The organism is Rhizobium sp. 01T444 (assembly GCF_056398305.1).
Genome location: NZ_JBFTPD010000047.1, coordinates 17124 through 34387, shown reverse-complemented (window position 1 = coordinate 34387; position 17264 = coordinate 17124). Strand labels below are relative to the sequence as shown.

Below are 17264 nucleotides of genomic sequence, written 5' to 3'. Positions count from 1 at the left end.
AAGTGGAAGACGGCCTTGTCGGGCAGATCCGATCCCTCAGGCAGCACTCCCGGCTCGCAGCTCCAGCGGATCTCGACGCCGCCGAAGAGATAGGCCTTGGAGCGGGCCATGCGGAACACACGCGCCGCATCGAACTTCGCATGATCACCGAAAATCTGCGGGTCGGGATGAAAGCGAACCTTGGTGCCGCGACGGTTGTGCACATCGCCCAGCTCTTCGAGCCCGCCCTGCGGCACCCCGCGCGAGAAGCGCTGGCGATAGAGCTTGCGGTTACGGGCGACCTCGACTTCGAGATGATCCGACAGAGCGTTGACGACAGAGACGCCGACGCCGTGCAGACCGCCCGAGGTCTCATAGGCCTTGCCGTCGAATTTGCCGCCGGCATGCAGCTTGGTCATGATGACTTCGAGCGTCGATTTGCCGGGAACCTGCGGATGGTTCTCTACTGGAATGCCGCGGCCGTTGTCGGTGACCGTCAGATAGCCCTGGGTATCCAGATGGACATCGATGAAATCGGCATGGCCGGCCACCGCTTCGTCCATCGAGTTGTCGATGACTTCGGCGAAGAGGTGGTGCAGCGCCTTTTCGTCGGTGCCGCCGATATACATGCCGGGGCGCATGCGAACCGGTTCCAGACCTTCCAGAACGCGGATCGAGGATGCACCGTAATCATCGCCGTTCGACGTCGCCGGGGCGGGGCGAGGGGCTGCCGGTGCCGCTGCAGCGGGCCGTTCGGCTGGCGCGGCTGGCTTTGCAGCCTCCTCCTGCTTCTGTGACAGGGGCATTCCGGAAAAGAGGTCGTTGCTGTCTTCCATGGAACCGTTCAGATCTTATTCTCGTGAAGGGCCGCCGCTGGCCCACAATAGTCACAGTCCGCATCGCGTTTGCGAATCAGGGGGATTCTGACAGAAAGCGCCCCGATACGCGACGCGCCCCGGATTTGCGGAGCTTTTCAAGATGTGATTTGCGTTGCTGGACGCCGAATGGCAAGTCGCGGCAGCTCTCTGGGAACCATCCGCATGCCGATGTCCACAAGTCATTGCACCATAATTACCGCAATTGCGGCCTTTTTCCTGTCCGCGGCCATCACGACCGCCACAGCCGATGCCCTGCCGCCCTACAAGGACGATCTGTTTTCAACGCAGAAAGTGCTGCAGACGGGCGATGACGGCGCCTTCGATGTGATCGATTACGACGAGATGCGCGACATCAACGGGCGCGACCAGATCCCGCAAAAGCGGGTGCAGCAGAAATATGTCTCGCTTGGCGTGAAGAAGCTGCAGGCAGATGAAACGCTGTCGCTCGACGGCATCAGGCTCGATGTCACCAGGGTGGGACCGACTCAGAATGCCGCCTTCACGGTCATTTTCATCCACGGTCGCGACGGCGACCGGCGGCTCGGCGCCAACGACTATTCCTTCGGCGGCAATTTCAACCGGCTGAAGAACCTTACGGCCGGCAATGGCGGCGTCTATTATTCGCCGACCGTCAGGACCTTCGACGCCAATGGCGTTGCAGCCATTGCCGGGCTGATCCGCTACGCGAGCGTGCAATCGCCCGGCCGGCCGGTCATTCTGAGCTGCGCCTCCATGGGCAGCCAGATCTGCTGGGGCATCACGCGCGATGCCGAAAGCGTCAAGCGGTTGAAGGGCATGCTGATCATGAGCGGGGTCTCTGATCCGGATTTTGCGAAGAGCCCGTTCTACAAAGCGAAGCTGCCGCTGTGGTTTGCCCATGGCAGCCGCGATCCTGTTTATGCGGCAACCGACCAGCAGGCGCTGTTCGAAAAGCTCGACAAGGCGAAGTACCCGACGCATTTCACGCTCTTCCAGAATGGCAACCACGGGACGCCGATCCGCATGATCGACTGGCGGAAAGTGCTGAACTGGATTCTGGCGTCCTGAACGGACGGATTTCACACCGCGCAGAGCTTTTAAACGATCATATTCCCCCAACGTTACGCGGGGCGCTTTCCTTTACCGCAAGCTTTTGCTAAGGCCGCCCGATATGCGGATTTTGGGAGGAGCAGCATGACACCTGACGTACGCCCGCTCGTGGCGGGGAACTGGAAGATGAACGGCACACGTGCCTCATTGGACCAGATCAAGGCGATTGCCCAAGGCGTCAGCTCCCCCTTGTCGGAAAAAGTCGAAGCCCTGATCTGCCCGCCGGCCACGCTGCTTTATGTGGCGACCGCGCTCGCCACCGACAGCCCGCTCGCGATCGGCGGCCAGGACTGCCATCAGGCGCAATCCGGGGCGCATACCGGCGACATTTCGGCCGAAATGATTGCCGATTGCTACGGCACCTATGTGATTGTCGGCCATTCGGAACGGCGCATTGACCATGCCGAGACCGATCATATGGTGCGGGCCAAGGCGCAGGCCGCCTATCTGGCTGATCTCACCGCAATCGTCTGCGTCGGCGAGACCGGCGACGAGCGTGACGCCTATCAGACGCTCGACATCCTCAAGCGCCAGCTTTCCGGCTCGCTGCCCGAGGAGGCGACGGCCGAAAATACTGTCATCGCTTATGAACCCGTCTGGGCGATCGGCACGGGACTGACGCCGACGGCAAAGGATGTGGAAATCGTCCATGCCTTCATCCGCGACGAACTCGTCCTGCGCTTCGGCGACGAGGGCAAGGGTATGCGCATTCTCTACGGCGGTTCGGTCAAGCCCGCAAATGCCCGCGAGCTGCTCGCCGTCGACAATGTCGATGGTGCGCTGATCGGCGGGGCGAGCTTGAAAGCCACGGACTTCCTCGCCATCTACGGCACATATGAAGCGCTGCTTGCCTGAGGCGATTGTATATTCCTGGCCGAAGGGCTTGGAATAGCTCAAGACCTCATGTAAAGAGCCGCCAGATTTTTACTTTATGTCCGTCCTCAGACGGGCAGGACTGGACCCATGCAGACCGTATTGATTGTCATCCATCTCATGATCGTGCTCGCGCTCGTTGGCGTCGTGCTCATCCAGCGCTCCGAAGGCGGCGGCCTCGGCATCGGCGGCGGATCGGGCTTCATGTCGGCCCGCGGCACGGCCAATGCGCTGACGCGCACGACGGCGATCCTGGCGACGCTGTTTTTCCTCACCTCGCTCGGCCTCGGTATCCTGACCCGTTACGAAAGCCGCCCGACCGATATTCTCAACCGCATTCCGGCAACGAGCGGGCAGGGCAACGGCATCCTCGATTCGCTCGGCGGCACCAATACGCCGGCTCCGTCACAGCCGGCTGACAATAGCGGCATTCCGAACGGCGGCGCTGCCGCTCCGGCACCGGCTGCCCCTGCAGCTTCGGCACCAGCAACCCCGGCTCCGGCTGCGAGCGCCCCTGCGGCGACTGCTCCGGCAGCTCCGACGACGACGGCTCCGGCTCAGCCTGAGGCACCGGCCGCGACTGCGCCGGCACAGCCTTCCGGCGTCCCCACGGGACAATAAGCCGGTCCTGAAAATAAACCGCCGGCAGGCCCTCGGGTCTGCCGGTTTTCTTTTGTTCAGATTCCTGCGCCATGCACCAAAAGTTCTGGAAAAGAATTTTTGGGCTGGTGGAATCGTTTTTGAAAAGGTATCCGGTGACTCCCATGGCGCGATACGTATTCATCACTGGCGGCGTGGTTTCTTCCCTCGGAAAAGGAATTGCGGCCGCGGCTCTCGGAGCGTTGTTGCAGGCCCGTGGTTATCGGGTGCGGCTTCGCAAACTTGACCCCTATCTGAACGTGGATCCGGGCACTATGAGCCCGACCCAGCACGGCGAAGTCTTCGTCACTGATGACGGCGCTGAAACCGACCTCGATCTCGGCCACTACGAGCGCTTTACAGGGCGCTCGGCGACCAAGACCGATAACATCACCACCGGCCGTATCTACAAGAACATCATCGACAAGGAACGCCGCGGCGACTATCTCGGCGCGACCGTTCAGGTCATTCCGCACGTCACCAACGAGATCAAGGATTTCGTCACCGAAGGCAATGACGACTACGACTTCGTCATCTGCGAGATCGGCGGCACGGTCGGCGACATCGAGGCGATGCCCTTCATGGAAGCGATCCGCCAGCTCGGCAACGACCTGCCGCGCGGCACGGCTGTTTACGTCCACCTGACGCTGATGCCGTATATTCCGGCAGCCGGCGAGTTGAAGACCAAGCCGACGCAGCATTCCGTCAAGGAACTGCAGGCGCTCGGTATTCATCCCGACATCCTGCTGGTACGCGCCGACCGGGAAATCCCGGAAGCTGAACGCCGCAAGCTGTCGCTGTTCTGCAACGTGCGTCCCTCCGCCGTCATCCAGGCGCTCGACGTCGCCAATATTTACGACGTGCCGATGGCCTATCACAAGGAAGGCCTGGACGACGAAGTGCTCGCGGCCTTCGGCATCGAACCGGCTCCGAAGCCGCGCCTCGACCAGTGGGAAGAGGTCTGCAACCGCATCCGCACGCCGGAAGGCGAGGTAACGATTGCGATCGTCGGCAAGTACACCGGCCTCAAGGACGCCTACAAGTCGCTGATCGAGGCACTGCATCACGGTGGCATCGCCAATCGCGTCAAGGTCAAGCTCGAATGGATCGAGTCGGAAGTCTTCGAAAAGGAAGATCCGGCTCCCTATCTCGAAAAGGTCCATGGCATCCTGGTGCCCGGCGGCTTCGGCGAGCGCGGTTCGGAAGGCAAGATCCATGCGGCGCGTTTTGCCCGCGAGCGCAAGGTGCCGTATTTCGGCATCTGCTTCGGCATGCAGATGGCCGTCATTGAGGCTGCCCGCAACCTCGCCGATGTCCCGAACGCTTCCTCGACCGAATTCGGACCGACGCCGGAGCCGGTCGTTGGTCTGATGACCGAGTGGGTTAAGGGCAACGAGCTGCAGAAGCGTAACGCTGCCGGCGATCTCGGCGGCACGATGCGCCTCGGCGCCTACAAGGCGTCCCTGAAGAAGGGCACCAAGATTTCGGATATCTACGGCTCGACCGATATTTCCGAGCGTCACCGCCACCGCTATGAAGTCAATATCGACTACAAGGACCGGCTGGAAAATTGCGGCCTGGTCTTCTCCGGCATGTCGCCTGACGGCGTGTTGCCGGAGACGGTCGAATATCCTGACCATCCCTGGTTCATCGGCGTTCAGTACCATCCGGAACTGAAGTCCCGCCCGCTCGACCCGCATCCGCTCTTTGCAAGCTTCATCGAAGCTGCGACGGAACAGAGCCGGTTGGTTTAAAATTCGGCCGCTCCCTCAGAAACGAGGGAGCGGCTTTTTCTTTTCGTCACGCCGCTTCCGGCAACGGCCCGACATAGACCGAGCGCGGGCGGATGAGGCGACCTTCCAGTGCCTGTTCGCGGGCATGGGCAATCCAGCCGACGGTGCGGCCGATGGCGAATACGCCAGTGAAGGCGTCACGGGGGAAGCCGAGGCTTTCCAAGAGCAGCGCGGTATAGAACTCCACATTCACGTCCAGCGGCCGGTCGGGCTTGCGTTCCCTGAGGATTGCGAGCGCTGCCTGCTCCACGGCTTCGGCAAGTGCGATTCTGATGGCATTGACCTGGCCTGCGGCAACGAGCGGCTTCAGCGCATTTTTCAGGGCGTCCGCACGTGGGTCGCGCACGCGATAGACGCGGTGGCCGAAGCCCATCAGCCGCTCACCGCGATCGAGCGCGGAACGCAGCCAGGGGCCGGCATTGGCCTCGCTTCCGATCCCATCAAGCATATCGAGCACCGGTCCCGGCGCGCCGCCATGCAGCGGCCCCTTCAGCGCGCTGATCGCCGCCAGCGCCGAGGAGGTAAGGCCGGCGCGCGTGGAGGCGATGACACGCGATGCGAAGGTCGAGGCGTTCAGGCCGTGATCCGAGATCGTCACGAGATAGGTGTCGAGGGCTGCGGTTTGCTCGGCGCTCGGCACCGCGCCTGAGAGCATGCGCAGGATGTCCGTCGACTGTGAGAGGCCCGCATCGGGCTTTAGCGGCTTTTCGCCTCGCTGCAGGCGCAGAACCGCCGGCAGGAAGACGGCGGGTGCGGCAAGCAGACGGAGCACGGTATCTATATCCTCGCCGTCAGGTAGGCGGGCAACAAGAGCACGCATAACATCGACCGGCGGCAGCTTTAGCAGGCGAGTATCGGCAGTCTTGACTTCGGCGAAAACTTCCATGCGCGCCTGGCCGAGCCGGCGGCGCAATTCGCTTGCGTCAAGATGCGGCTCGATCAGGCCGTCCAGCAGCAGGGCAGCAACATCCTCATAGGCGCTGCTTCCTGCCAGATGATCCAGCGATACGCCGCGGATGATCAGCCGGCCGGCTTCGCCGTCGACATCCGAGAGCTGGGTTTCAGCGGCGATGACATCTTCCAAACCATTTTTCATAGGTCTTCTCCTTTACCGGATGAAAGATCGGCTCTAGTTTAGTTGACGTCAATCTTGACGTAATTGATCAATGTGAGGCTGACATGAGCTGGCTGACAGCGGAGGAAGCGTTAGCCGAACTCGGCACCAAGCCGCAGACACTTTATGCCAATGTCAGCCGCGGGCGGATCCGCGCCAAGGCCGACCCCGCCGATCCACGCCGCAGCCTCTATCAGGAAAGCGATGTCAAGCGGCTTGCCGAGCGGCATGCCGGCAGGCGCAAGAGCGAGACGGTCGCCGCCGAAGCGATCAGCTGGGGCGATCCGGTACTGACATCGTCAATCTCGACCATCGCCGCAGGACGATTGCTCTATCGGGGGCAGGATGCAGCGGAGCTTTCAGCCTATGCGACGCTGGAGGAGACGGCGCTGATACTGTGGAATGCAGAGAGTTTTGCCTGCGTACCGGCCTCTGCCCTGGAGCCGGCGCCGCCTTCCATTCAAGCCGTGCTGCTGGCGCTGGCGGGACGGGTGAGCGCCGATCTGCCGTCTCTCGGACGTGCACGCGCTGCCTTGCAGATGGAAGCATGCAGCGTGCTTTCAACCGTCGCCGATGCGCTGGCGCCGGGATCGACGGATCATCCGCTGCATCACCGTCTTGCTGCATGCTGGGGCAGGCCGGAGGCTGCCGATTGCCTCAGGCGGGCGCTTGTCATGCTCGCCGATCATGAGCTCAATGCCTCTACTTTCGCCGTCCGCGTCACGGTTTCGACGGGGCCAGCACTTTCTGCCGCCGTGCTCTCGGGTCTCGCAACGCTGACCGGACCATTGCATGGTTCGGCATGGCGAAGCGTCGATGCCCTTGCCAAGGCAGCATCCGGCGCTGGGGCGGAGCATGCGATCCGCCACCTGCTGCTACGGGGAGGTAAGCCTGTCGCCTTCGGGCACCCGCTTTACCCCGATGGCGATGTGCGGGCGGGCGTGCTGCTCTCCTCTTTCGACGTGCCGCCGGTCTTTCGCGATGTGCAGCTGGCCGGCGAAGAAATGGTGGGCGAGAAGGTCAATGTCGATTTCGCGCTTACCGCCATGACCGCAGCCTTCGACCTGCCTGAGGAGGCACCGATCATCATCTTCGCGCTGGCGCGCACCGCCGGCTGGCTGGCGCATGCAATGGAGCAGATCGAAAGCGGCCATCTGATCCGCCCGCGTGCCCGCTATGTCGGGCCTTCGCCAGCCGACGCATGAGTTGAGCGACGCGCGCTCTGAATGGCTTGCGCAATTTCACGTTTTTGCATAGGGAAACCGGCGAATTCAGCTAGTATGGGCCGGCCGGCGCATTCGCGAATGTACCGGCGAGTCACGAGGGGCGGATCATGAAAGCCATGTCAGCAATCTCCCGCAGCCTGTTTTCCGCTGTGCTGATCATCAGCCTGCTGCCTGATGGCACAGCTTATGCCCAGTCTGCCGGCTGCGCGATTTCGCGTGCGGCAAACGGCAACCAGATTTTCCGTTGTCCTGGTGGCGTCAACATCACCGCTGAGCGTGGCGCATCCTTCAAGCTCACCGACCGCAATCGCGATGGCAGTCCGGATTCGCTTGCATTGCGCAGCAAGGCTGCTCTCGTCGACGTCGACAGCAGCCAGCACCGCGGCGGCTTCCAGGTGGTGACGCCGCAGGCGATCGCCGCCGTTCGCGGCACGCAATGGGCCGTCGATGTCAAAGGCGGCACGACCTCCGTACTGGTCACACGCGGGCGCGTTGGCGTACGGCGTCCGGCAGGTGCGGCTGTCGTGCTTGGACCGGGCGAGGGTGTGGACGTAACGCGCGGAACCGCTGCGCTCACCGTCCGCACGTGGCCCGCGCCCCGCGTCGCGGCCCTTCTTTCACGCCTCGGTCAATAAGTCGTCTCATGAACCGTCGGCTTCAGACTGTGATCGCGTTGCTGCTCGCCGGTCTGTGGGGCGCTATGCTCGGCTATTTCCATCTGCAGTCGGACTCCGGCCTCATGGAGCGCATGGAGGCCACGCTAGCCGATCTGCGCAGCACGATCGTCGGCGTCCGCGCGCCGCCCGATATCGTTTCCATTATCGCTATCGATGATCGTACCGCCGCAGCACATGGCTATCCGCTCAAGCGGGAGAGGCTTGCGCAGCTCGTCACGTCCATCGGCGCGTTGAAACCAAAGGCCTTGGCTCTCGATATATTGCTTGTCGATCCCGACACGGAGGAGGGGGATGCGGCGCTTGCAACGGCTATCAAGGCGACGCCCAGCATCATCGCCGGCGCTGCGACTTTCCCACAGAGTCTCCAATCAGTGACAGCGAATGCGGAGGATCCGCTTGCCGCGATCCCTGAAGCGCATCAGCTTCTGCTGCCGCAACCCCGCTTCGCAGAGGCTGCAGCGCTCGGCATCGTCAATGTGGCGACGGACCAGAGCGGCGTGCCGCGATTCATTCCGCTGTTTTCTCGCGCCGCCGACCGGTTGGATGCAGCCTTTCCGTTGCGCGTCGCTTCGGTTGCGCTCGGTGTCGAACCATTGATCGAAAGCGATGGCATCCGGCTTGGCGCCCGCCGCATTCCAACGGACACGGGCCAGCGCCTGCCGCTGACCTTCTATGGTCCTGCAGGCAGCATCCGCACCTTCAGCGCTGCCGATGCGTTCGATGGGAAGCTGCCGGCGGATGCCATCACCGACAAGGTGGTGGTGATCGGTGCGACCGTGACCGGCGGCGGCGATGTCTTTCCGACCCCGTTCGATCCAATCCTGCCGGGTGTCGAAGTGATGTCGACCGCGATCACGCATCTGATAGCCGGCGACGGCATGGTGCGTGATAGCAGGACACGGCAGGCGGATGCCGGCATTGCGACGGCCTTGCCTATTCTTCTGGTCGCCCTGATCGCATGGCGCCGCAGCGCCCTCGGCTTCGTCATCATCGGCCTGACGGTCATTGTCTGGGCGATGCTCAACCTTGCTGCCTTCGCGAACGGCTATTGGCTGAGTGCTGCATTGCCGATTGCGGCCGCCCTGCCACCCGCAGTTATTTTCGGGGCTGCAGAACTCTGGCGCGACCGCAGCCGTGCGCGGCACTTCGCCGATCAGTCCGAGCGGCTGCAGCGCATCGAGGCGCCGGGCCTCGGGGAATGGCTGGCGCGTGACCCGGCTTTCCTAGCCGAGCCGGTGCGCCAGAATGCCTCTATCGTCTTCATCGACCTCTCGGGCTTCACCGGCCTCAGCGAGGCAGTCGGACCGGCCGCAGTGCGGGAGATTCTCAGCAGCTTCTTCGAACTGATCGACGAGGAAGTGCAGCTGCTTGGCGGGGCGATCACCAGCTTCATGGGCGATGGAGCCATGATCCTCTTCGGGCTGCCCGAACCAACGGCGGACGATGCAGCCCGGGCAGCAGCCTGCGCCGTGCGGCTTGCCGACCACACACGCAGCTTCCTTGCAGGCCATCCGGAGCTTCGCCGCAGGAAGATAGGCTTCAAGCTCGGCGCCCATTGCGGCCCGATCGTCGCCTCACGGCTCGGCAGCGGCGACCGGCAGCAGATCACCGCGACAGGCGATACCGTTAATGTCGCACAGCGGCTCATGGAGGTGGCGGCAAGCCGCGGCGCAGAGCTTGCACTCAGCGCCAACCTGCTCAATGCTGCGGGTCCGGGGGCTGTTCCATCGCAGGCAGGCCAGTTGACCGGACCGTTCGAAACGAGGATTCGCGGACGCTCCGGCAGCATCGCCATCTACACATGGCGTGGCGAGACACTTTGACATTCGCAGCCGGAGCGAGTAGGAACGGCCCAACTCTTCGGCCGGACGATTCCGGCTACGACGCGTTATGCGTCTGACAGCTCCGAAAGATCGAACACATGACTGACTATAACGGCGTCTCTCCGGCGATCGCCAAGGCGTTGCAGAAGCGCGGCTATACCGAGCTCACACCTGTCCAGAAGGCGATGCTCGATCCGGCGCTCGCAGCATCGGACGCACTCGTCTCCGCACAAACCGGCTCGGGCAAGACCGTTGCGTTCGGGCTAGCACTCTCACCAACGCTTCTGGGAAGCGCGGAGCGGTTTGGCCCCGCCGCCGCTCCGGTTGCCCTTGTGATCGCGCCGACGCGCGAACTGGCGCTGCAGGTGAAGCGCGAGCTGGAATGGCTTTATGAAATGACCGGCGCCGTGATTGTCAGTTGCGTCGGCGGCATGGATATCCGCAGCGAGCGCCGCGCGCTGGAGCGTGGCGCCCATATCGTCGTAGGCACACCGGGACGCCTCTGCGACCACATCCGCCGCAATGCGCTGGATATGAGCGAACTGAAGGCCGCAGTGCTGGACGAGGCGGACGAGATGCTCGATCTCGGCTTCCGCGAAGATCTGGAATTCATCCTTGACGCGGCGCCAGACGAGCGGCGTACGCTGATGTTTTCCGCCACCGTTCCCGCAGCCATCGCCAAGCTGGCGAAGAGCTATCAGCGCGATGCCGTGCGCATCAGCACGCAGGCGGAAGAAAAGCAGCATATCGATATCGAGTATCGCGCGCTCGCCGTCTCGCCGAGCGACCGCGAAAACGCGATCATCAACGTGCTGCGCTACTACGAAGCGCGCAATGCAATCGTCTTCTGTTCGACGCGTGCTGCCGTCAATCACCTCACGGCACGGTTCCACAACCGCAATTTCCACGTTGTGGCGCTCTCGGGTGAACTGACGCAGAACGAACGCAGCCACGCGCTGCAGGCAATGCGTGACGGGCGGGCTCGCGTCTGCATCGCAACCGATGTTGCTGCACGCGGCATCGACCTGCCGGGCCTCGACCTCGTTGTTCATGCCGATCTGCCGACCAATCCGGAAACGCTGCTTCACCGCAGCGGCCGTACGGGCCGTGCGGGTCGCAAAGGTGTCAGCGCTCTGATCGTGCCGCTCAATGTTCGCCGCAAGGCAGAGCGGCTGCTCGACAATGCCGGTATCGCCGCCACCTGGGCGCGGCCGCCTTCCGTGGAAGAAGTGACGGAGCGTGATGACGAGCGGCTGCTGGCGGACCCGATCTTCGCCGACAAGCCGCAGGAGGAAGAGCAGGGGCTGGTGCAGAAGCTGATCGCCAGCTATGGCGCCGAGACGCTTGCCGCCGCTTTCGTGCGTCTTTACCGCGCCAACCAGTCGGCGCCGGAAGACCTGATCGAAGTTTCGGTGCAGGACGATCGCGCCCGCAAGCGCCGCGACAATGGCGAGGCACGCGAATTCGCGCCGGCGCAGAAAGGCCCCCGCGATGATTTCGGCCCCAGCGTCTGGTTCTCAGTCTCCGTCGGCCGCAAGCAGAATGCCGAGCCGCGCTGGCTGATCCCAATGCTCTGCCGCGCCGGCAACGTGACCAAGCGGGAGATCGGCGCGATCAAGATGCAGCCGGATGAGACCTTCGTGGAAATCGCCGCTGACAGCGCTGAGAGCTTTCTCGGCGCCCTCGGCCCGAACAAGACAATGGAGCGCGGCATCCGTGTGGTGAAGCTGAACGGTACGCCCGATTTCAGCAAGCAGGCCAAACCCGCCTACGCCAAGAAGCCGTTCGAAGACCGCGGCGAAGACCGTTTCCGCAGCGACAAGCCGAAGGGCAAGTTCGGGACGGACAGGCCCGCCGGCGCCGGGCGTCAGGACGACAAGCCCTGGACGAAGAAAGGCCCGAAGCCGAAATTCGAAGGCGCCAAATTCGAGGGCGGCAAGAACAGGTCCGAAGGTGCAAAATTCGACGGTCCCAAGTTCGATGGCCCCAAGTTCGATGGTGGCAAGGGCAAATTCACCAAGAAGAAAGAGCGCTGAGGCGGGTCGCCGGCCGCACCAATAAGGTGATGCGGCCGGCAGGCTGCAGCGGTCTCAGATCTTGTCGCTTTGACCGGCTGCTGCGAGGATGAGATTGGCGACGGCGAGCGGCTGTGAGATCAGCGAAACGTGGCTGGCGTCGAGTTCGATCGTCGTTGCGTTCATACGCTTTGCCATGAAGCGTTCGAGATCCGGATTGATGGTGCGGTCGTTTTTCGAGACCGCGTACCAGGATGGCTTCGAGCGCCAGGCAGCGACGCTCGTCTTGGCGTTGAACAGTGTATCGGAAATGCGGCCCTGCACGGCATAAAGCGCCTTGGCGCGGGCAACCGGCAGATCGCCGGCGAAATCCCTGACGAAAGCTTCTTCACTCAACTGGGCATAACCGCCGTTGTGAACGAGGCCTGCACTTGCAGGCGGCGTCGGATACTGCTTGGCGAGCGCGGTATAATCCTCGCCGGCATCAGGGGCGCGGGCGGCGATATAGACGAGCGCAGTTACTTTGGGATCAACGCCAGCCTCGGTGACGAGCATGCCGGAATAGGAATGGCCGACGAGTACGGTCGGGCCGTCCATCAGCGCCAGGATGCGCTTGGTCGCCTCGACGTCATCGGCAAATGAGGTGAGGGGGTTCTGCACGGCCATCACATTCAGGCCGGCAGCCTGGAGATGAGGGATGACGTCCAGCCAGCAGGATGCATCGGCATAGGCGCCGTGGACGAGAACGACATTCTTCGCCTTGACAATATCGGCGGCCCGGCCGGCGGCTGGAAACATGCTGAGTGCGGCCCCTGCAACGAGCGCGGCCGAAAATGAGCGTCTGGTGATCGGTTGCATAACGTGTCCTCCGGCTTGTAGGAAATCTGGGGCGATGCCCTTCGGGATCGCTGAAAAAAAGTTAGCCCGAGACGTGGGCTTCCATAACTATACAAAGGTCCAGCGAGGTATTATGCCATCCAACGGGGCCTGATAGCCTGTCGCAGCGAGGGCAATCGACCAGATGAGACCGGCTTCGGCAGATGATCGTCTCGACCTGACGGCCTTCATCGAAGCGAACCTGCCGCTTGCGAGTGTTCCTTCCATCCCTAACGTAAGATTGCATATGGCGACTCCGAGGAGCGGCCTCTATCGCCTTGCAATGGCTGACGATTCCGATCTGATGCCGCCTTACTGGGCCTATCCCTGGGCGGGCGGCGCCGTGCTTGCGCGCTATCTTTTCGACCATTCCGAAGAGGTGGCCGGCAAACGTGTCGTCGACCTCGGCACCGGCTCCGGCCTTGTCGCCATCGCAGCGATGAAATGTGGTGCAGCCCATGTGCTCGCCATCGATATCGATGCGAAGGCGATCGCTGCGGCGCAGCTGAATGCCGATGCCAATGATGTCGTGATCGAGACGCGACTCGACAACATCATCGAGGATACTCCGCCTGCCGCCGACATAATCCTGGCCGGCGATATCTTTTATGACGAGGCCTTGGTGGAACGTGTTCTGCCTTTCCTTGAACGTTGCCGCACGGCCGGTCTCGATGTGCTCATCGGCGATCCGGGCAGGGCGTCTCTTCCTATGAGCTCCCTGCTGCAGATTGCGGACTATGCCGTGCCAGATTTTGGCGGAGCCAAGGGCAACTCGACCGCCAGTAGCGCGGTTTTCCGATTGAGGTGAAACGAGGCGAATGCCTCTCATCAAGCTACGTGGCGACACTTTGGCCTTGCACCAAAATAGATGACATGTCATCTATTGCTATCTCATCGATATTCCTATGACCGACGACAAGATCACAACCTCATTCGGGAGCCTCGTCTCCCAGACCGCGCGCTACTGGCGCCGGGTCGCGAACCTGCGCCTGCAGCCCTTCGGACTGACCGAAGCGACATGGCTGCCGCTGCTGCGCATCGCCCGTTCACCGACAGCAATGCACCAGAAAGAACTGGCCGCCTCGCTCTCGCTCGACAATTCATCTGTCGTGCGCCTGATCGACAATCTGGAGAAAGCCGGACTCGTCGAGCGGCGGGAAGGCGGGGACAGGCGAGCCAAGGAGATTCTGCTGACGGAGGAGGGCAGGAAGACCGTGGAGGAGGTAGAGCGCGTGGCACAAGGTATCCGCGAGGAGGCGCTTGCTCTTCTCCCGCGCGAGGACATCGAAACCACATGGCGCGTGCTCGATCACATCAGCGACGTGCTTGCCCGGCAGCTTGAGGAGCCTGAACAGTGAACTCGCATCCCGGCCCGATAACCGAAGCCCGACCGCTTGGCGCAAAGCTTCACATACCGATCTGGCTGCTCGGGTTGATCACCTTCAGCGGCACGCTTGCCATGCATATTTTCGTGCCCGCTTTGCCGGCAGCGGCAACCGATCTCGGCGCATCGATCGGCGAAATGCAACTGACCGTCAGCCTCTACATCTTCGGTCTTGCCGTCGGCCAGCTTATCTACGGGCCGCTTTCGGACCGTTACGGGCGGCGGCCGGTACTGATGAGCGGGCTTGTGCTCTATACAATTGCCGGCGTTGCGGCGCTGGTTTCACCCGGCGTGCATGCGCTGATCGCAGCAAGGCTCTTTCAGGCCTTCGGCGGCTGCGCCGGTCTCGTGATTGCACGCGCCATCGTGCGCGACATGTCCAGTCCCGATGAAACGGCGAAGCGGCTTGCGATCATGAACCTGATGGTCACGGTCGGGCCGGGGCTTGCACCGATCGTCGGCGGCGCTCTTGCCGCCACGCTTGGCTGGCGCTCGATCTTCGTGGCGCTCTGCGTTCTCGGCATCGTTAACCTCCTGCTGACGTGGCGCAAGGTACCGGAAACCGGCACGCGCAATGTCGAGACCTCGGTGAAATCGCTGAGCCGCGATTATCTCGGCCTGCTCGCGTCGCGCTCCTTCGTCGGCTACGCCATCGGCGGCGGCTGCGCGACGACCTCCATGTATGCTTTCACGGCGTCTGCGCCCTTCATCGTCATCAACGAGCTCGGCCGTCCGGCAACCGAAGTCGGCATTTGTCTTGCGCTGCTGATCTTCGGCTACTGGATCGGCAGCATGATCGCCACACGGCTGATCGGCCGGTTTGCGATGAAGCGGCTGATGGTGATGTCCAACCTCGTCAGCATCGCGGCCGCGCTCGTCTTCTTCGGCTTTGCCGCTACCCACCATCTGACGCTGCTGCCGATGATGGCCTCGATCATGGTCTATACGGTCGGGGCGGGTGTAGCTTCGCCCAACGCGCTGACGCTCGCCGTCAGCGTCAATCCAAAGGTCACCGGTTCGGCTTCCGGCCTTTATGGCTTCACGCAGATGGCTGTTGGAGCCGTCTGCAGCACACTTTCCGGCATCGGCAGCGATCCCGGTCTTGCGGCTGCTACCGTCATTCTAGGCGCAAGCGTACTGGCTCAGATCTGCTTCTGGATCGCGGTGACTTCAGGAAATATCAGGCGAAGAGATCTGGCCGCAGAAGCATGACCGGGCAGATGGTTCCTGCCGGCAATTCCGGTGCATGCGGCGGGCGGATGATCAGGCAGTCCGAATGGGCGAAAGCCTTCATCATCGACGAATCCTGCTTGTCGAAGGGTTCGACCAACCATCCGCCGGCGGCCGATTTCGAAAGCTTCGCGCGCACGTAATCCTGGCGGTGATCATTGGCGCGCAGCGTCGCGGCGGCTTCCACCGTTATCTCCCGTTGGACAGCTGGCAGCGAGGCGAGCTTGCGGATCAGCGGCTCAAGGAAAAGCAGCGAGCAAACGAGGCTCGAGACCGGATTGCCGGGCAAGCCGAGCACCTGCGTCTTGCCGAAGCTGCCGACCATCAGCGGCTTGCCGGGGCGCATGGCGATGCGCCAGAAATCGAGCTCCATACCGGCTTCGATCAACGTGGCCTGCACCAGATCGTGGTCGCCTACGGAAGCCCCGCCGAGTGTCACGATCACGTCGACCTTGGCGTTACGCGCCTTGTCGATCGCCGTAGTGATCTGAGCCTTGTCGTCAGGCACTATGCCGAGATCGAGCACGTCGGCGCCGGCCCTGCGGGCAAGAGCTGTGATGCCAAGGGTATTGGATGCGATGATCTGCGACGGGCCCGGCGTGCTTCCGGGCGGCAGCAGTTCGTCGCCGGTCGCGAGGATCGCCATCAGCGGGCGACGCAACACCTCGACATCAGGCCGGTTCATGCCGGCGGCTACCGTCAGCCGCGAGAAATCGAGCACCGTACCGGCGGAGAGCACGGCCTCACCCTCGACGAAATCCTGGCCGCGGGGGCGAACATGCTGGTTCTGCCGTACGGGAAAATTCGTTCTGATCCCGCCTTCGATCTTTTCCGCATCCTCCTGCAGCAGGACACTATCGGCACCCGAAGGAACAGGCGCGCCGGTGAAGATGCGAACGGCCTCCCCCTGACCGACACTTCCCTCGAAGCCATGTCCGGCAGACGATGTACCGATGACCTTCAGCACCGCGCCGGGCTCTGGCGCGTCCTCGCGGCGCAGCGCATAGCCATCCATGGCGGAGGAATTGAAGGGCGGTTGCGTCAGGCCAGCCGTCAGATCAACGGCGAGAACACGGCCTTCGGCCTCGGCAAGGGGCAGCGTTTCGGATGCCTTGACGGGATTTGCGCTGGAGAGCAGGCGGCTCAGCGCCTCGGCGACCGGCAGAAGGTTCATCTTGCCTCCGGATGGCGGAAATCGCCGGATTTGCCGCCGGATTTTTCCAGCAGCCTGATGCCACCGATTTCCATTGCCTTGTCTGCGGCCTTGGCCATGTCGTAGATGGTAAGACACGCGACCGAGACGGCGGTCAGCGCCTCCATCTCCACACCGGTCTTGCCAGTGAGTTTTGCGGTTGCGGTAACGCGCAGGCCGGGCAGGGCCGCGTCTTGCTCGATCTCGACCGTGACCTTTGTCAGCATCAGCGGATGGCAGAGCGGTATGAGGTCGGCGGTACGCTTGGCGGCCATGATGCCGGCAAGGCGAGCAGTGCCGATCACATCGCCCTTTTTCGCATTACCTTCACGGATCAGCGCCAATGTTTCCGCCGCCATCTTCACATGCCCCTCGGCGGTGGCGATGCGCACCGTTTCGGCCTTGTCCGAGACATCGACCATATGCGCCTCGCCGGACGCGCCGATATGGGTGAGGCCGGGTTTTGCGCCGCTCAT

At 62.7% G+C, this 17264-nt stretch carries 16 protein-coding genes; 11 read left to right on the top strand and 5 right to left on the bottom strand.

The window, feature by feature from the left end; all coding sequences use genetic code 11:
• A partial coding sequence (locus AC1DTN_RS34900; protein WP_477924670.1) for an ATP-binding protein occupies positions 1 to 815 on the bottom strand: 815 nt, incomplete at its 3' end.
• A 204-nt stretch (positions 816 to 1019) separates the two neighbouring features.
• Here AC1DTN_RS34900 and AC1DTN_RS34895 point away from each other — a divergent pair.
• The 4 genes from AC1DTN_RS34895 to AC1DTN_RS34880 all read left to right on the top strand — a co-directional run bounded on the left by AC1DTN_RS34895 (position 1020) and on the right by AC1DTN_RS34880 (position 5212).
• Positions 1020 to 1904 (top strand): alpha/beta hydrolase, encoded by an 885-nt coding sequence (locus tag AC1DTN_RS34895; protein WP_442205869.1) that lies wholly within the window; start codon positions 1020 to 1022, stop codon positions 1902 to 1904.
• A gap of 126 nt (positions 1905 to 2030) precedes the next feature.
• The gene (gene tpiA / locus AC1DTN_RS34890) at positions 2031 to 2801 is read left to right on the top strand and encodes a triose-phosphate isomerase (protein WP_310388097.1); all 771 of its coding nucleotides are present in this window, start codon (positions 2031 to 2033) and stop codon (positions 2799 to 2801) included.
• Between the two features lie 108 nt (positions 2802 to 2909).
• On the top strand, positions 2910 to 3440 hold the full coding sequence (gene secG / locus AC1DTN_RS34885) for a preprotein translocase subunit SecG (protein ID WP_442205870.1): 531 nt from the start codon (positions 2910 to 2912) through the stop codon (positions 3438 to 3440).
• 143 nt (positions 3441 to 3583) lie between these two features.
• The gene (locus AC1DTN_RS34880) at positions 3584 to 5212 is read left to right on the top strand and encodes a CTP synthase (protein WP_113323454.1); all 1629 of its coding nucleotides are present in this window, start codon (positions 3584 to 3586) and stop codon (positions 5210 to 5212) included.
• A 46-nt stretch (positions 5213 to 5258) separates the two neighbouring features.
• Here the strand turns inward: AC1DTN_RS34880 and AC1DTN_RS34875 are convergent, their stop codons facing one another.
• A complete protein-coding gene (locus AC1DTN_RS34875) occupies positions 5259 to 6347 on the bottom strand; it encodes a citrate synthase/methylcitrate synthase (protein WP_113323455.1) in 1089 nt (362 codons plus the stop codon).
• An 83-nt stretch (positions 6348 to 6430) separates the two neighbouring features.
• Here AC1DTN_RS34875 and AC1DTN_RS34870 point away from each other — a divergent pair, with 83 nt between their 5' ends.
• The 4 genes from AC1DTN_RS34870 to AC1DTN_RS34855 all read left to right on the top strand — a co-directional run bounded on the left by AC1DTN_RS34870 (position 6431) and on the right by AC1DTN_RS34855 (position 12127).
• Positions 6431 to 7570, top strand: coding sequence for a citrate/2-methylcitrate synthase (locus AC1DTN_RS34870; protein ID WP_442205871.1), 1140 nt, complete (start codon positions 6431 to 6433; stop codon positions 7568 to 7570).
• A 137-nt stretch (positions 7571 to 7707) separates the two neighbouring features.
• Positions 7708 to 8226 carry a FecR domain-containing protein gene (locus AC1DTN_RS34865; RefSeq protein WP_442205923.1) on the top strand — a complete coding sequence of 173 codons (519 nt, stop codon included), beginning with the start codon at positions 7708 to 7710 and terminating at the stop codon, positions 8224 to 8226.
• A gap of 8 nt (positions 8227 to 8234) precedes the next feature.
• Positions 8235 to 10091 carry a CHASE2 domain-containing protein gene (locus tag AC1DTN_RS34860; RefSeq protein ID WP_477924667.1) on the top strand — a complete coding sequence of 619 codons (1857 nt, stop codon included), beginning with the start codon at positions 8235 to 8237 and terminating at the stop codon, positions 10089 to 10091.
• Between the two features lie 98 nt (positions 10092 to 10189).
• Entirely contained in the window at positions 10190 to 12127 is a 1938-nt protein-coding gene (locus tag AC1DTN_RS34855) for a DEAD/DEAH box helicase (RefSeq protein WP_477924666.1), read from the top strand.
• Positions 12128 to 12181: 54 nt separating this feature from the next.
• On the opposite strand, the gene AC1DTN_RS34850 is transcribed toward AC1DTN_RS34855, so the two are convergent.
• Entirely contained in the window at positions 12182 to 12964 is a 783-nt protein-coding gene (locus AC1DTN_RS34850) for an alpha/beta fold hydrolase (protein ID WP_477924664.1), read from the bottom strand.
• A 163-nt stretch (positions 12965 to 13127) separates the two neighbouring features.
• Between AC1DTN_RS34850 and AC1DTN_RS34845 the strand changes: the two genes are divergently transcribed.
• The 3 genes from AC1DTN_RS34845 (at position 13128) to AC1DTN_RS34835 (ending at position 15578) form a co-directional block, all read left to right on the top strand.
• Positions 13128 to 13790 carry a class I SAM-dependent methyltransferase gene (locus AC1DTN_RS34845; RefSeq protein ID WP_477924663.1) on the top strand — a complete coding sequence of 221 codons (663 nt, stop codon included), beginning with the start codon at positions 13128 to 13130 and terminating at the stop codon, positions 13788 to 13790.
• Positions 13791 to 13887: 97 nt separating this feature from the next.
• Positions 13888 to 14340 (top strand): MarR family winged helix-turn-helix transcriptional regulator, encoded by a 453-nt coding sequence (locus AC1DTN_RS34840; RefSeq protein ID WP_477924661.1) that lies wholly within the window; start codon positions 13888 to 13890, stop codon positions 14338 to 14340.
• Positions 14337 to 15578, top strand: a complete 1242-nt coding sequence (locus AC1DTN_RS34835) for a multidrug effflux MFS transporter (RefSeq protein ID WP_477924660.1) — start codon at positions 14337 to 14339, stop codon at positions 15576 to 15578. The genes AC1DTN_RS34840 and AC1DTN_RS34835 overlap by 4 nt, the downstream gene beginning before the upstream one ends.
• Here the strand turns inward: AC1DTN_RS34835 and AC1DTN_RS34830 are convergent.
• Both AC1DTN_RS34830 and moaC read right to left on the bottom strand, forming a co-directional pair.
• A complete protein-coding gene (locus tag AC1DTN_RS34830) occupies positions 15547 to 16770 on the bottom strand; it encodes a molybdopterin molybdotransferase MoeA (RefSeq protein ID WP_477924659.1) in 1224 nt (407 codons plus the stop codon). The two genes, AC1DTN_RS34835 and AC1DTN_RS34830, sit on opposite strands and share 32 nt — an antisense overlap.
• Positions 16767 to 17264, bottom strand: coding sequence for a cyclic pyranopterin monophosphate synthase MoaC (moaC, locus tag AC1DTN_RS34825; RefSeq protein ID WP_439014985.1), 498 nt, complete (start codon positions 17262 to 17264; stop codon positions 16767 to 16769). The genes AC1DTN_RS34830 and moaC overlap by 4 nt, the downstream gene beginning before the upstream one ends.

What these genes read in the sequence shown, in the direction of transcription:
- AC1DTN_RS34870 (WP_442205871.1), top strand. Translation starts at nt 6,431, where the DNA reads ATGAGCTGGCTGACAGCGGAGGAAGCGTTAGCCGAACTCGGCACCAAG.
- tpiA (WP_310388097.1), top strand. Translation starts at nt 2,031, where the DNA reads ATGACACCTGACGTACGCCCGCTCGTGGCGGGGAACTGGAAGATGAAC.
- AC1DTN_RS34855 (WP_477924666.1), top strand. Translation starts at nt 10,190, where the DNA reads ATGACTGACTATAACGGCGTCTCTCCGGCGATCGCCAAGGCGTTGCAG.
- moaC (WP_439014985.1), bottom strand. Translation starts at nt 17,264, where the DNA reads ATGAGCGGCGCAAAACCCGGCCTCACCCATATCGGCGCGTCCGGCGAG.
- AC1DTN_RS34875 (WP_113323455.1), bottom strand. Translation starts at nt 6,347, where the DNA reads ATGAAAAATGGTTTGGAAGATGTCATCGCCGCTGAAACCCAGCTCTCG.
- AC1DTN_RS34850 (WP_477924664.1), bottom strand. Translation starts at nt 12,964, where the DNA reads ATGCAACCGATCACCAGACGCTCATTTTCGGCCGCGCTCGTTGCAGGG.
- AC1DTN_RS34880 (WP_113323454.1), top strand. Translation starts at nt 3,584, where the DNA reads ATGGCGCGATACGTATTCATCACTGGCGGCGTGGTTTCTTCCCTCGGA.
- secG (WP_442205870.1), top strand. Translation starts at nt 2,910, where the DNA reads ATGCAGACCGTATTGATTGTCATCCATCTCATGATCGTGCTCGCGCTC.
- AC1DTN_RS34840 (WP_477924661.1), top strand. Translation starts at nt 13,888, where the DNA reads ATGACCGACGACAAGATCACAACCTCATTCGGGAGCCTCGTCTCCCAG.
- AC1DTN_RS34845 (WP_477924663.1), top strand. Translation starts at nt 13,128, where the DNA reads ATGAGACCGGCTTCGGCAGATGATCGTCTCGACCTGACGGCCTTCATC.
- AC1DTN_RS34830 (WP_477924659.1), bottom strand. Translation starts at nt 16,770, where the DNA reads ATGAACCTTCTGCCGGTCGCCGAGGCGCTGAGCCGCCTGCTCTCCAGC.
- AC1DTN_RS34895 (WP_442205869.1), top strand. Translation starts at nt 1,020, where the DNA reads ATGCCGATGTCCACAAGTCATTGCACCATAATTACCGCAATTGCGGCC.
- AC1DTN_RS34860 (WP_477924667.1), top strand. Translation starts at nt 8,235, where the DNA reads ATGAACCGTCGGCTTCAGACTGTGATCGCGTTGCTGCTCGCCGGTCTG.
- AC1DTN_RS34865 (WP_442205923.1), top strand. Translation starts at nt 7,708, where the DNA reads ATGTCAGCAATCTCCCGCAGCCTGTTTTCCGCTGTGCTGATCATCAGC.